Here is a 12738-nt window from a genome sequence, read left to right as displayed (position 1 = left end):
TCAGACCTGTCGTTCCGGCAGTCTCAGCACGAGCCCGTCGAGCGCGGGCGTGATCATGATCTGGCAGGACAGCCGGCTGTTCGGCAGTCGCTCGGTGGCGGTGCCGTCGAGCAGCGCGTCTTCGTCATCTGCCATCGCGGGCAGGCGCGCGAGCCAGGCTTCATCGACATAGACGTGGCAGGTCGCGCACATGGCATTGCCGCCGCACTCGGCCAGGATACCGTCGAGGCCATGGCGGGTCGCGGCCTGCATGGCGCTCTCGCCGCCCGAGGTCTCGACACGGTCGGACTTGCCGTCGGCATGGATGAAAGTAATCGCGGGCATCGAGGCTCCTCGTCAGGCCGGGGTGATGGTCACAGGCAGGCCGTCGAGCCCGCGTAGCGTGTTGTTGAAGCGGCGTTTCGGCTCGCCCGTGATCTCGATCTTCGCGATGCGCCGCGCCAGCGCCGTCAGCATCACTTCGCCTTCGAGGCGCGCGACGAGCTGGCCGACGCACATGTGGATGCCGGAGCCGAATCCGACATGGCCGGATGAGCGGCGGGTGACGTCATAGCTGTCGGGCTTGTCCCAGCGGCGCGGATCGCGATTGGCGGCGGCGAGAAACATCAGCACCTTCTCACCTTCGCCGATCGTCGCGCCCGACAGTTCGACCTCACGTGTGGTGGTGCGGAAGAAGGTCTGCACCGGGCTTTCGAAGCGAACCGCCTCCTCGAAGGCGCTGCGCGCGAGTGAGAGATCGCCGCGCAGGCGCTGCCATTGCTCCGGAAAGCGCGCGAGGCAATAGACGGCCGCTCCGATGCCGTTGACGGTGGTGTCGAGGCCGGCCGAGAGCAGCGAGCGCACCAGCAGCGGCGCTTCGCTGGCCGTGATGGCGCCCTCATCGACCTGGGCATGAATGCAGGCGCCGAAGCCGCCGGGCGCGAGGTTCTCGCGCTGGCATTGCTCGGCGACATAGGCCTGATGAGGCGTCGAGCGCGCGATCGCCTCCTGGCGCAACTGGTTGGGCGGCCCGAACGCGTTGAACACGACGCTCGCGTAGGGAATCAGATGCTCGCGCCCCTCGGATTTCAGCCCGAGCGCATCCGGGAAGATCGAGAGCGGATAGGCCTCGGCGAGGTCGGCGATCGCATCGAAGCTGCGCTTTTCGATCAACGCGTCCACCCGCTCCTCGGCCGCCGCGGCAAAGCGGTCGCGCACCTGCTTCATCACGGTCGGCGACAGCACCTTTGACAGCACGGCGCGGGTCCGAGTGTGCGCGGGCGGATCGGCCTCGAGGATCAGGCTCGGCGGCCGCCACGGCGTCTCCTTCTTGAAATCGGAGAGGCCGACGCCGCGGCTGGAGCAGAACGTCGCGGGATCGTTCAGCACGGCGTGGACCTCGGCATAGCGCGCCACGCCATAGACGTTCCACTTGTCGAGATAGACCACCGGCCCCGCCTCCCGCAGCAGCTCGTGCGCGGCATAGGGGTCGGCAAAAAAGTTCATGTCGAAGGGATCGACGTCGAGATGCGGGACGCCTGATGCCGCGGAGCCGGGTGCGCTCATGGAAGTCCTCCCTCATTTTGATCTTGTGAAAGGGCCGCGCTTGCCCTTAGGTCTTCGGGCACCACGCGAGTCAAAAGCCCGATATGCCGCCGTCCTCGACCAGAGCCCGCCAAAAGCCCGCGCCCGCCGAGACCGGGCCGACGCTCGATCTCGATCGTTACGTCCCGGCGTTCATCACCTTCATCGCCAACAAGCTCTCGAACAGCGCGACCGCCTTCTACCAGCGCGAGTTCGGCGTCAACGTCACGGAATGGCGGATCATGTCGCTGCTGGCGATCGAGCCCGGTATTCCCGCCTCGCGCATCTGCCACGTCATCGGCTTCGACAAGGGGCCGGTGAGCCGGACGCTTGCCGGCCTTGAGAAGCGCGGGCTGGTGTCGATCCGCACCGACCCGAACGACGGCCGCACCCATTCGATCGCGCTGACGGCGAGAGGCCGCGCCACCCATGACAAGGTGATCGTCGCGGCGTTCGAGCGCGAACGGCGCCTGCTGTCCTGCCTGAGCAAGGACGAGCGCGACGTGCTGATCGATCTGCTCCGCCGGCTGCACGAAAATCTCGGCGCGGTGACGGGCAGCAGCACCGCCTGACGCACCGCGCGTGAAGCGCGCCGCATCGCCGCTTTCAGGCATGCGCCGGCATTTGCCCGCGGCACCATTCCTGCCGAGCATTGTTTCCTCCGAGATCAGGCGCGGCGGTTCGTCCACCGTCATCCTTGTCCGGAACGGTTCGCACAAATTAGTTGCTTAGGCAACAAAAGAATCGAGCAGGATATTGCGGCAGGTTGGCTGGCCTATTGGCAGTCTGTCTCACACTCAGCTCGTCATTCCGGGGCGCGCGTAGCGCGAACCCGGAATCCATCGTGAAACAGCCCCTGCGGTGAAATGGATTCCAGGTTCGCGCCAAGAGGCGCGCCCCGGAATGACATCGAGACGACCAGGACTGCGCTATTGCGCGGTTGCGTCATCGCCTCGATGAGGCGCCGCCTCCGCGTCAATTCACCCGACGCACCCAATCCACTCCCCCGCCGCATCGTCATTCAGCCGCGCCACCGCCTCCGCGCGCCGCGTCAGCACCGCGCGCTGGTTGATGTAGCCCTTGTCGGTGATCTCGCCGCCGTCGACCGATGGCGGTTCGGCGAGCAGCAGCGCGCGCGTGGCGTGGCCGGAGGAATTGGCGCCCTGCTGCTTCAGCTTCGCAAGCCCCTGAGCGATCGCACCCCTGATCTTGTCATGTGCCAGCACATCATTCACATCGGCCGTCTCCGGCAAACCGGCATGCCCACGGCACGCCAGGATGTTCGGGAACACCAGGAAGCGCACCTCGTCGCCGCCATGACCGGCGACGACGATATCCTGCGCGAGCGGCGCCAGCGCGGCGATGCCGGCGAGCCGCAGCGTGCCGACGCTGACCCAGGTGCCGGAATTGAGCTTGAAGTCCTCCGCGACACGCCCGTCGAAGAACAGGCCGCGCTCCGGCCGCGCGCTATCAGCAAGCTTCACCGCATCCCCGATGAGATAAAAGCCCTCGTCGTCAAACGCCTGCCTGGTCAGCTCGGGCGCCTTCCAGTAACCCGGCGTGACGTTGGGGCCGCGCACGCGCACTTCCAGCTTGTCGCCGGAGGTGACGAGCTTCAGCTCGGTACCGGGTATCGGCACGCCGATATTGCCGGAGCGCTCGGCGAGGAAATGGCAGTCGGTCGCCAGCGGCGAGGTTTCCGTCGAGCCCCAGGCCGATACCATCGGCAGCGGGCGGCCGACGGTTTCGACGGACAATTGTTCGAGCGCGTCCCACAGGTTCTGCGGCAGCGCTGCGCCCGCGTAGAAGGCGAACTTCACCTCGCTGAAGAAGCGGCGGCGCAACGCTTCGTCACCGCGCAATGCCGCGATCAGCATGTCGAAGCCGCGCGGCACGTTGAAATAGACCGTCGGCATCACGCTTTTCAGGTTCGCGAGCGACGTCGCAAAGAGACCGGGCGCAGGCTTGCCGCCGTCGATATAGAGTGAGCCGCCGTTGCGCAGCACCAGGTTGAAATTGTGGTTGGCGCCGAAGGTGTGGCTCCAGGGCAGCCAGTCGAGAATGACGAGATCGCTGCCAGCCTGTTCGAGGAAGGTCCAGGTCTGCGCCTTGGCCTGCTGGCTCGAGGTCAGCATGCGCTGGGTGTTGATGACGGCTTTCGGCGTGCCGGTCGAGCCTGACGTGAACAGGAATTTTGCGATCGTGTCCGGCGTCACCGCGGCAAAGGCTTTTGCGACGTCGGCAATTTCGGGCGTTGCCGCAACGGCGCTGAAGGCGAGTGCGTCGGCGTCAGCGCCGTTGCCGCTGATGATCTGCGCCTTGTGCAGCGGCTCGATCGCAGCCAGCGCCGCCGCGAACGGCTTCGTCGCGGAGACGTAGATCGCGCCCGGCTCGAGCAGCGCGATCATGCTCTTGAGCTTGTCGAAATCCCTGGACATCAGCGAATAGGCCGGCGAGATCGCGGCGGAGGGCACACCGACATGCTGCGCCGCAAGCGCGAGCAGCGCATGGTCGATACTGTTGTCGGAGAGGATCACGAGCGGGCGTTCGGCGCTGAGGCCTTGCGACAGGATCCATGACGCCGCGCCACGCACCTGCCGCAATGCCTGCGCGTAGGTGACCGTGGTCCATGGCGCTTCGGCATTGCCGCGCTCGGCGAGGAAGATCGCATCGGGCGTCTGCCGCGCCCATTGCTCCAGCCAGTCGCCGATGCAGCGCGCGCTGTCGTGCAACGGCTCCGGCGAGCGCAGCACGATGCTGCCGTCGGCGCGATGCTCGGCGATCGTCTTGGGCGCTGCGAACAGACTTGACGCGTCACCGCGTAAGGCGGCTGTCATGTGTTTCCTCCTCCGCCCGGATGTCCGGATCGGCCGCAGCCTCGTTCCGGACTGCCTTGGCCATTCTGCCTTGGCCATAATGTTGGGCACGACAATTGTTGTCGTCAACAACAATCTTCCGCACGGCCGTCCGAGGCGCTACAAGGGATGCATGGCAGGAGACGCGACGTGACAGCCACGGTAGCCCAAACTTCCCCACGCAAACGCGCCGGCAACGGCGCGGCGCGGCGGAACGACGCGGACGAGATAGGGCTCGACGCGCTGGTCGGACACGCCGGCTACGCGGTGCGGCGTTTCCAGATCTGGATCTTTCAGGACTTCATCAAGACGCTGGGCGGGGTCGACATCCGGCCGACGCAATATTCGGTGCTGACGGTAATCGGCGCCAATCCGGGCCTGTCGCAGATGGCGGTGGCCAAGCGCCTCGGCATCGAGCGCGCCCGGCTTGTGCATCTGCTCGACAGCCTCGAACACCGCAAGCTGGTGAAACGGGTCAAGTCGAAGGCGGACCGGCGCTCCCACGCCCTGCACCTCACCGCCCAGGGCGAGACGGCGCTGGCGAAGTTCAAGCGGCTCGCCGACGAGCACGAGCGCCATGTCGAGGCGAAGATCGGCAAGGAGAACCGGGAGCGGCTGCTCCAGATCCTCGCTGGCTTCACCTGATCCAGACTGCCCAAAATTTGCGCAAATGCCCGGAACAAGGCGTTGGCGCGATGCCCCGCCCGGCCGCCGAAATATCCCCCAACCTACTGATCTCCCGATAATATCCGGAGCAGCCGCGCTGCCCGGATTCTGTACACAATGGCACATCGCTTGCTTCAATCCGGGTGAGGACATGTTGCCGGAGTTTTGTCGCCATGAGGGCTGAAAATGGGGGCTGAACAGCCTGAAACGATCGCCGCGATTGTGGCCGCGCATCGCGCGGGCACGCTCACGCCGGCACAGACGATCGCGCGCAGCTACCAGCGCATCCGCGACCACAACGATCCCGCCGTCTTCATCAGCCTGCGCGACGAGAAGGACGCGATCGCGGAAGCTGAAAAGCTTGCCGCGCGCCCGGATGCCGCCAGCATGCCGCTCTATGGCGTCCCGGTCGCGGTGAAGGACAACATCGACGCGCTGGGCTTTCCGACCACGGCGGCCTGCCCCGCCTTCTCCTACACACCGACCCATGACTCGACCGCGGTGGAGCGCCTGCGCGCGGCCGGCGCCATCATCATCGGCAAGACCAATCTCGACCAGTTCGCAACCGGCCTCGTCGGCGTACGCTCGCCCTACGGCATTCCCAAAAATTCGATTCGCGAGGATCTGATTCCCGGTGGCTCCAGCTCGGGCTCGGCGACCGCCCTCGGCGCCGGGCTGGTGCCGCTGACGCTCGGCACCGACACCGCCGGCAGCGGCCGCGTGCCGGCCATGCTCAACAACATCGTCGGGCTGAAGCCAAGCCTCGGCATGATCTCGACCGCGGGACTCGTGCCTGCCTGCCGCACGCTCGACTGCATCTCGGTATTCGCCTTGACGGTGGACGATGCTGCACTCGCACTCTCCGTGATGGCGGGACCTGACCAGGCCGATCCATTCTCGCGCGACCGGCCGCTCGGCGCGCTGACGCCGTTCCCCGCAAACCTGCGCCTCGGCGTGCCGCGCAACGGGCAGCTGATCTTCTTCGGCGACAAGAAGGCGGAAGCCGCTTATGGCGAGGCGCTGAAGCGCTGGACTGCGCTCGGCGCGACGCTGGTCGAATTCGACCTCGAGCCGTTCTACGAGACGGCGCGACTGCTCTACGAAGGGCCCTGGGTTGCCGAGCGCTATCTCGTGATCAAGAACCTGCTGGCGTCCGCGCCCGATATGATCCATCCGGTGACGCGCGAGATCACCGCGGCCGGTGCGCGGCTGACGGCGGCGGACACCTTCTCCGCGCTCTATCGCCTGCAGGGCCTGCGCAAGATCGCCGAGCGCACCTTTGCCAATATCGATGCGCTGGTGCTGCCGACGGCGCCGACCGCGTATACGACCGCGCAGGTGCTGGCCAACCCGATCGAGCTCAACAGCCGGCTCGGCACCTACACCAATTTCGTCAACCTGCTCGACCTCTGCGGCCTCGCCGTGCCGGCATCGATGCGCGCCGACGGCATCCCGTTCGGGATCACGCTGCTGGCGCCGGCCGGCCGCGATGCGCTGCTTGCGAGCATCGGCCGCGTGTTCCATGCGGATACCAGGCTGAGCGTCGGCGCGAAGGGCGTCGCGCAACCCGCGCTCGCGCCGCTTGCCGCAGGCGGCATCGACGAGATTCCGATCGCCGTCGTCGGCGCGCATCTGTCCGGCATGGCGCTGAACGGCGAGCTGAAGGCGCTGAACGGAAAGCTGATCGAGGCGACCAGGACGGCGGCGGACTACAAACTCTATGCGCTTCCGACCACACCACCGAAGCCGGGCATGCTGCGCGTCGCAGCCGGCAAAGGCGCGGCCATCGAGCTGGAGATCTGGTCGCTTTCTGCGGCTGCGTTCGGCAAGTTCGTCAACGCGATTCCGGCGCCGATGGCGATCGGCACCATCAGGCTCGCCGACGGCCGCAGCGTGAAGGGCTTTCTCGTCGAGCCGGAAGTGCTCGGCGAAGCGCGAGACATCACAAGCTACGGCGGTTGGCGCGCGTATATGGCGGAGGCGGCCACGGCGTAGCTCTCGTAGGGTGGGCAAAGTGTAGCGTGCCCACCATTACCATTAGCTAGGATAGATGGTGGGCACGGCGCTTTGCGCCTTTGCCCACCCTACGACACGAGTGCGCGGCGCTAAACCGACACCGCGTAGATCTCGTACTCCCCGCGCACCAACTCGATGTGGGCGCGCATGGCGGCGGCGGCGCCCTGCTTGTCGCCGCGCATGATGGCGACGACGACGCGGTCGTGCTCGGCTTGCGATTTGGCGAGACGGCCGAGGTTGCGGAACTGGGCACGGCGGAACGGCTGCACGCGGACGCGGGTCGCCAGCGTGATCTCGGCGATGTAACCGTTCTGCGAGCCGGCATAGATCGCGTTGTGGAAGCGCTCGTTGACCTCGTGGAAGCGATCGGGATTGCCGGTGTAGCTGAGGACACGCAGCTCTTCGTGGATGGCCTCCAGACCGTGGCGTTCGGCGGCGGACATGCGCTCGGCCGCAAGGCCGGCGCACAGCGCTTCCAGCTCCGCCATCGCCTCGAACATGCTCTTCAGCCGTTCGATCGACGGCTGCGCCACCACCGCGCCGCGGTGCGGCCGGGCCTCGACGAGGCCGCTCGCCACCAGCTGGCGCAGGGCCTCGCGCACCGGCGTGCGCGAGACGTTGAAACGCCGCGCGATGTCGGTCTCGTCCAGCGGCGAGCCGGGGGCCAGGGCTCCGCGCACGATCTCGTCGGCGAGCTGAAGACGCAGTTCCTCGGCGCGCGTGACCTTCTGCACCGACGGCAGGGCCCGGTCGACGCGGGGCACCACCGACTCGGCCGGCAGAGTTCCCTGCGGAAGGTCGTCAAGCGTCATTCGATCAGGTCTCTTTCGACTCGTCGATGATGCTGACATGGGCGGCGACGACGCGCCAGCCCTCCGGGAAGCGAATCCAGGTCTGCATCTGCCGGCCGACCTTGCCGGGCGCCGTGTCGCGATAGAACAGGGTGGAGGCGACGGCCGTGTCGCGGCCATAGCTGCTGATGACGGTTTTCGCGGTGCGACGGTTGAGGCCGACCGGCGAGCGGCCGGCGCGGAAGCCGGAGATCGCCTCATAGCCATAGAGGTTCTCGCCGATGCCGTAGCGCAGCGTGCGGGGATCGTTGCGGAACAGCTCGCCGAGCACGGTTACGTCGTTGGTGACCAGGGCCTGCTCATAACGATCGAATGCGGCTTTGACTTCCGCGATCACCTCTGGGAGATCGATCTCCATCTCAGAATCCTCTCGGGGCTGGCGCTGCAACAACGCCCATCCGTTCCAACGTATGCGCGACGCGCAACGCGATATCCTCGCGCCAGGGCGCGGCGATGATCTGCACGCCGATCGGCAGCGGCTCGAGCGGCACCGGCACCGCGACCACGGGCAGGCCGATGAAGGAGATCGGCTGGGTGTGGATGCCGATATTGGCGCGCACCGGCAGTTCGACGCCGTCGAGATTGAAATTCACCTGCCCGAGCTTTGGCGCAGTGCACGGCGTCGCCGGCGCCAGCAGCACGTCGACCGATTTGAAGATCTCGGAAAACTGCGCGCGATACCAGCGGCGGAATTTTTGCGCGCGATCCACCAGCGGCGCGGGCACCATGGCGCCCGCGATCAGGCGGTCGCGCACGGCGGGATCGAAATCGTTCGGACGCTTGCGCAGGCGATCGAGATGCAGCGAAGCGCCTTCGGTGGTGGAGATGACGTAAGCCGCCGCGCGGGCACGCGCGGCTTCGGGCACCTCGACGATTTGCGTCGCGCCGAGCGCCTTGGCGACGCGGCTCACGGCTTCGACGGCCTCGGGAAACACGTTCTTCTGGAAGTAGCCGCCGGCGATCGCGATGCGCAGGTCCGAGACCGGATTGGCGAGCAGCGGCACCGTCGGCTCCAGACCGCGTGTGGTGCAGGCGGCATCGCCCGCATCCGGCCCCTGCATCGCATCGTAGGCGAGCGCGAGATCGGTGACGGTGCGCGCGAACGGACCGAGATGATCGAAGCTGGCGACGAACGGAAACGACCGCGCCCGCGACAGCCGACCATAGGTCGGCTTCAGACCAAAAATGCCGCAGAACGAGGACGGCACGCGAATCGAGCCGTTGGTGTCCGAGCCCAGCGCAATCGGCACCAGCGCGCCGCCGACGGCGCTGCCGGAGCCGCCGGAGGAGCCGCCGCTCATGCGCGTCGTGTCGTGCGGATTGCGCGATGGACCGTCGTGAATGTTCTCGCCGGTGAAGTCGTAGGCGTACTCGCCCATGTTGAGCGCGCCGACCAGAACCGCGCCGGCCGCTTCCAGCCGCTCGATCAAGGTGGCGTCGCGCTTGGCGGGCGCGAGGTCGCGGTTGATCTTCGAGCCGGCACGCGTCGGCAGGCCCGCGACATCGAACAGATTCTTCACCGCGAAGGGCACGCCGGCGAGCGGGCCGACCTCCTTGCCGGCGGCAATGTCGGCGTCGATCGCACGCGCTTTCGCAAGGGCGCGCTCGGCGGTGACGTCGGTGAAGGAATTGAGGATGGTGTCGTGCTGCTTGATGCGCGCAAGCGCGGCTTCGATGGCAGCGAGGGCGGACATCTTGCCGCCAGCCACCGCTTTGGCGATATCGGCAGCACTCATCTCTGGCTTGGTGGTCATGGCGGCGTCAGACGGAGAAGATCGGCGCCGGCTCGGTCTCGTCCGGCAGCGCGAATTCGTCGACGAGGCGGGCGAGCCGCAGCGACACTTCGAGATTGGCGCGAACCGCCGGCCTCCAGGCCTCCTCGATCGGCAATGCCAGCGCTTTCGATACGGCGTCGATATAATCGTCCAGCGGCTCGGCCATCACGCTCCCAAACAATCAGTGTACCGGCAACGGCGGATGAGGGATCGCCGTCAGCAGCTCCTTGGTGTAGTCGTCCTGCGGATCGCTCAAAACCCTCTCGGAAGAGCCTTCCTCGACGATTCGACCCGTCCGCATCACAATGACACGATCGCACAGCAAGCGCACTACGTTCAAATCATGCGAGACGAACAGATAGCTCATACCTAGCCGCGCCTTGAGGTCCTGGAGCAGATTGAGGACCAGGGCCTGGACCGAGACGTCGAGCGCCGCCGTCGGCTCGTCCAGGATGACGAGTTTCGGGTGCAGGGCAATCGCCCGGGCGATGCCGACGCGGGCCTTCTGGCCGCCGGACAATTGGTGCGGAAACCGATCCAGCAGATTGTGCGGCAGGCCGACCATGGTGGCCAGCTCCTCGCAGCGGGCGCGCAGCGCATCGCGGCCCCTGACGTCGCCGAGCTGCATGATCGGGTCGGCGATGGCGCGCGCGGCGGTGAAGCGCGGATTGAGGCTGTCGGTCGGGTCCTGGAACACCATCTGGATGCGGCTGCGCTGCGGCAGCCGGGCAAACGAGGCCGGCGCGATGCCGCCGATGTCCTCGCCGTCGAACTGGATCAGGCCGGAGGTCTGGTCCAGGAGCCGCATCACCATCATCGAGGTGGTCGATTTGCCGCAGCCGGATTCGCCGACCAGGCCGACGCTCTCGCCATGGCCGATCGAGAAGCTGATGCCGTCGACGGCGCGGAATACATCCGGCTCCACCGGCGGCTTGCGGCCGAACAATTTGCCGAGCGTGGCCGTGGCGCCCTGGCGGGGATACTCTTTCACGAGCTTTTCGATGAGAAGGAGCGGCTGTTCGCTCTTCCCCCTCTCCCCGCTTGCGGGGTCGCGACGAGCTTCGCTCGCGCTGAGAGGGTTGGGGTGAGGGGGCGTCTCCGCGAGCACGGTGCTTGGAGAGTCCCCCTCACCCCCCGCACTTCGTGCGTCGGCCTCTCCCCGCACGCGGGGAGAGGCGAAGGAAGCCCCCTCCTCCTCCGGCAGCAGATCCCGCAGGCTCACGCCGAGCCGCGGTGTCGCGCGCATCAGCTTCTTGGTGTAGGGGTGCTGCGGGTTGGCGAAAATGTCGGCGGCCGTGGCGGTCTCGACCACGCGACCCTTTTCCATCACCACGACACGGTCGCAATAGGCGGCGGCCAAACCCAGATCATGCGTGATCAGGATGGTCGACATCGCGCGGCGCCTGGTCAGCTCGACGATCAAATCCATCACCGCCTTCTGGGTGGTGACGTCGAGGCCCGTGGTCGGCTCGTCCGCGATGAGGAGCTGCGGGTTGCAGGCCAGCGCCAGCGCGATGACGACGCGCTGGCACATGCCGCCGGACAGTTCGAACGGATAGGCGTGGTAGCGCTCGCGCGGGCGGGCGATCTTGACCTGCTCCAGCGCCTCGATCGCCTTCTCACCGTGATCGGCGACCTGGGCCTGCTGCACATGGGTGCGCAGCACGTCCTCGATCTGGTCGCCGACCTTGCGGATCGGGTTCAGTGCAGCGCGCGGGTTCTGGAAGATCATCGAGACTTCGCGGCCGCGCAGGTCGCGCATCTGGTCTTCGGTCGCAGCCTTCACGTCGATGCCGGAAAACATCACCGAGCCCTCGGCGATCCGCCCCGCCCGGTCGAGGATGCGCATCACCGCATAGGACGTCACCGACTTGCCGGAGCCGGACTCGCCGACGATCGCCAGCGTCTCGCCCTTGGCGACGGAGATGTTGACGTGCTGCACCGCCTTCACGATGCCGCGGCGGGTGGTGAATTCGACCGTGAGGTCCTGGACGTCGAGCAAGGGCTGGGCCGTCATAGATGGCTCCCGTCACTCAAAAAGTGCGAAAACAACCCCATGCACAGTAGAATGGCGTTGGAATCATTGGGGAATCTTAGCAGGGGCTTTGCCATCACGTCCTCCGCTGCGGGTCGACGATGTCGCGCAGGCCGTCGCCGAGGAGGTTGAAGCAGAACACGGCGATCATCAAAGCGAGGCCGGGGAACAGCGCGATCCACCATTCGCCTGAGACCATGAAGCCCGCGCCTTCCGCGACCATGATGCCCCATTCGGCGGTCGGCGGGCGGACGCCGAGGCCGATGAAGGACAGGCCGGCGGCGTTGAGGATGGCGTAGCCCATGGTCAGCGACATCTGCACGATCATGATCGGCATGATGTTCGGGAGAATATGCACCAGCAGGATGCGGAATTCACCGTTGCCGGACAGGCGCGCGGCCTGCACGAAGCCGGCATTGCGGCGGACATTGGCCTCGGCACGCGCGACGCGGGCATAGAGCGGGAAGTTCACGATCGCGGTCGCAAGAATGATGTTCTGCACCGTGTTGCCGAGCGCCGCGACGATGCCCATCGCCAGCACGAATAGCGGAAACGCCATGATGGTGTCGGCGATGCGGCCGACGATGCGGTCGGTCCAGCCGCCGAAATAGCCGGCCGCGATGCCGGCGAGGCCGCCCATCAGGAACACCAGCACGACGGAGGCGATCGCGATGAAGGTATCGAGACGCGTGGCCACGACGACGCGGCTGAAGATGTCGCGGCCGAGCTGATCGGTCCCGAACCAGTGCGCCGCCGAGGGCGCTTTCAACGCCGCGGCGGTGTCGGAGGCGAGCGGATCATACGGCACCACATAGGGACCGAAGATCGCGGCGATGAGGATCACAATCAGCAGGGCGAAGGCAAAACCCGTGACCTTGTTTTCGCCGAGAACGTAGCGGGTCTGTTCGAGGATCGCGACCAGTCCCGAGGTACGGGCGGGACCGACGGGTTCAACAGCAGGCGCAACGGAGCTCATG

General features: G+C 66.5%; 12 protein-coding genes. 3 read left to right on the top strand and 9 right to left on the bottom strand.

The features are described 5' to 3' along the window. Nucleotides 1–324 carry a 2Fe-2S iron-sulfur cluster-binding protein gene (locus BJA_RS05310; RefSeq protein ID WP_011083869.1) on the bottom strand — a complete coding sequence of 108 codons (324 nt, stop codon included), beginning with the start codon at nucleotides 322–324 and terminating at the stop codon, nucleotides 1–3. A 12-nt stretch (nucleotides 325–336) separates the two neighbouring features. After that, the gene (locus BJA_RS05305; RefSeq protein WP_011083868.1) at nucleotides 337–1545 is read right to left on the bottom strand and encodes a cytochrome P450; all 1209 of its coding nucleotides are present in this window, start codon (nucleotides 1543–1545) and stop codon (nucleotides 337–339) included. A gap of 83 nt (nucleotides 1546–1628) precedes the next feature. Here BJA_RS05305 and BJA_RS05300 point away from each other — a divergent pair, with 83 nt between their 5' ends. Further along, on the top strand, nucleotides 1629–2135 hold the full coding sequence (locus BJA_RS05300; protein ID WP_011083867.1) for a MarR family winged helix-turn-helix transcriptional regulator: 507 nt from the start codon (nucleotides 1629–1631) through the stop codon (nucleotides 2133–2135). 408 nt (nucleotides 2136–2543) lie between these two features. Here the strand turns inward: BJA_RS05300 and BJA_RS05295 are convergent, their stop codons facing one another. Then, a complete protein-coding gene (locus BJA_RS05295) occupies nucleotides 2544–4400 on the bottom strand; it encodes a feruloyl-CoA synthase (protein WP_063921377.1) in 1857 nt (618 codons plus the stop codon). A 147-nt stretch (nucleotides 4401–4547) separates the two neighbouring features. On the opposite strand from BJA_RS05295, the gene BJA_RS05290 reads away from it, so the two are divergent. Both BJA_RS05290 and atzF read left to right on the top strand, forming a co-directional pair. Then, a complete protein-coding gene (locus BJA_RS05290; protein ID WP_011083865.1) occupies nucleotides 4548–5063 on the top strand; it encodes a MarR family winged helix-turn-helix transcriptional regulator in 516 nt (171 codons plus the stop codon). Between the two features lie 207 nt (nucleotides 5064–5270). After that, entirely contained in the window at nucleotides 5271–7079 is a 1809-nt protein-coding gene (gene atzF, locus BJA_RS05285) for an allophanate hydrolase (RefSeq protein ID WP_011083864.1), read from the top strand. A 110-nt stretch (nucleotides 7080–7189) separates the two neighbouring features. Here the strand turns inward: atzF and BJA_RS05280 are convergent, their stop codons facing one another. The 6 genes from BJA_RS05280 to BJA_RS05255 form a co-directional block, all read right to left on the bottom strand. Next, the gene (locus tag BJA_RS05280; protein WP_038965238.1) at nucleotides 7190–7912 is read right to left on the bottom strand and encodes a GntR family transcriptional regulator; all 723 of its coding nucleotides are present in this window, start codon (nucleotides 7910–7912) and stop codon (nucleotides 7190–7192) included. A 4-nt stretch (nucleotides 7913–7916) separates the two neighbouring features. Further along, the gene (hpxZ, locus tag BJA_RS05275) at nucleotides 7917–8309 is read right to left on the bottom strand and encodes an oxalurate catabolism protein HpxZ (protein WP_011083862.1); all 393 of its coding nucleotides are present in this window, start codon (nucleotides 8307–8309) and stop codon (nucleotides 7917–7919) included. A gap of 1 nt (nucleotide 8310) precedes the next feature. Continuing rightward, nucleotides 8311–9705, bottom strand: coding sequence for an AtzE family amidohydrolase (locus BJA_RS05270; protein ID WP_038965237.1), 1395 nt, complete (start codon nucleotides 9703–9705; stop codon nucleotides 8311–8313). Between the two features lie 7 nt (nucleotides 9706–9712). Further along, a complete protein-coding gene (locus BJA_RS05265) occupies nucleotides 9713–9892 on the bottom strand; it encodes a DUF4089 domain-containing protein (RefSeq protein WP_028172697.1) in 180 nt (59 codons plus the stop codon). A gap of 15 nt (nucleotides 9893–9907) precedes the next feature. Further along, nucleotides 9908–11743 carry a dipeptide ABC transporter ATP-binding protein gene (locus BJA_RS05260; protein WP_011083859.1) on the bottom strand — a complete coding sequence of 612 codons (1836 nt, stop codon included), beginning with the start codon at nucleotides 11741–11743 and terminating at the stop codon, nucleotides 9908–9910. Nucleotides 11744–11837: 94 nt separating this feature from the next. Next, nucleotides 11838–12737 (bottom strand): ABC transporter permease, encoded by a 900-nt coding sequence (locus BJA_RS05255; protein ID WP_011083858.1) that lies wholly within the window; start codon nucleotides 12735–12737, stop codon nucleotides 11838–11840. Nucleotide 12738: the final 1 nt, after the last annotated feature.

This window comes from Bradyrhizobium diazoefficiens USDA 110 (assembly GCF_000011365.1).
GTDB lineage: Bacteria > Pseudomonadota > Alphaproteobacteria > Rhizobiales > Xanthobacteraceae > Bradyrhizobium > Bradyrhizobium diazoefficiens.
Note: the sequence above shows the minus strand (reverse complement) of the source record. Positions and strands in the feature narration are given on the sequence as shown.

Coding starts and splice junctions, on each gene's coding strand:
- BJA_RS05310 (WP_011083869.1), bottom strand. CDS start 324: ATGCCCGCGATTACTTTCATCCATGCCGACGGCAAGTCCGACCGTGTC.
- BJA_RS05305 (WP_011083868.1), bottom strand. CDS start 1,545: ATGAGCGCACCCGGCTCCGCGGCATCAGGCGTCCCGCATCTCGACGTC.
- BJA_RS05300 (WP_011083867.1), top strand. CDS start 1,629: ATGCCGCCGTCCTCGACCAGAGCCCGCCAAAAGCCCGCGCCCGCCGAG.
- BJA_RS05295 (WP_063921377.1), bottom strand. CDS start 4,400: ATGACAGCCGCCTTACGCGGTGACGCGTCAAGTCTGTTCGCAGCGCCC.
- BJA_RS05290 (WP_011083865.1), top strand. CDS start 4,548: ATGCATGGCAGGAGACGCGACGTGACAGCCACGGTAGCCCAAACTTCC.
- atzF (WP_011083864.1), top strand. CDS start 5,271: ATGGGGGCTGAACAGCCTGAAACGATCGCCGCGATTGTGGCCGCGCAT.
- BJA_RS05280 (WP_038965238.1), bottom strand. CDS start 7,912: ATGACGCTTGACGACCTTCCGCAGGGAACTCTGCCGGCCGAGTCGGTG.
- hpxZ (WP_011083862.1), bottom strand. CDS start 8,309: ATGGAGATCGATCTCCCAGAGGTGATCGCGGAAGTCAAAGCCGCATTC.
- BJA_RS05270 (WP_038965237.1), bottom strand. CDS start 9,705: ATGACCACCAAGCCAGAGATGAGTGCTGCCGATATCGCCAAAGCGGTG.
- BJA_RS05265 (WP_028172697.1), bottom strand. CDS start 9,892: ATGGCCGAGCCGCTGGACGATTATATCGACGCCGTATCGAAAGCGCTG.
- BJA_RS05260 (WP_011083859.1), bottom strand. CDS start 11,743: ATGACGGCCCAGCCCTTGCTCGACGTCCAGGACCTCACGGTCGAATTC.
- BJA_RS05255 (WP_011083858.1), bottom strand. CDS start 12,737: ATGAGCTCCGTTGCGCCTGCTGTTGAACCCGTCGGTCCCGCCCGTACC.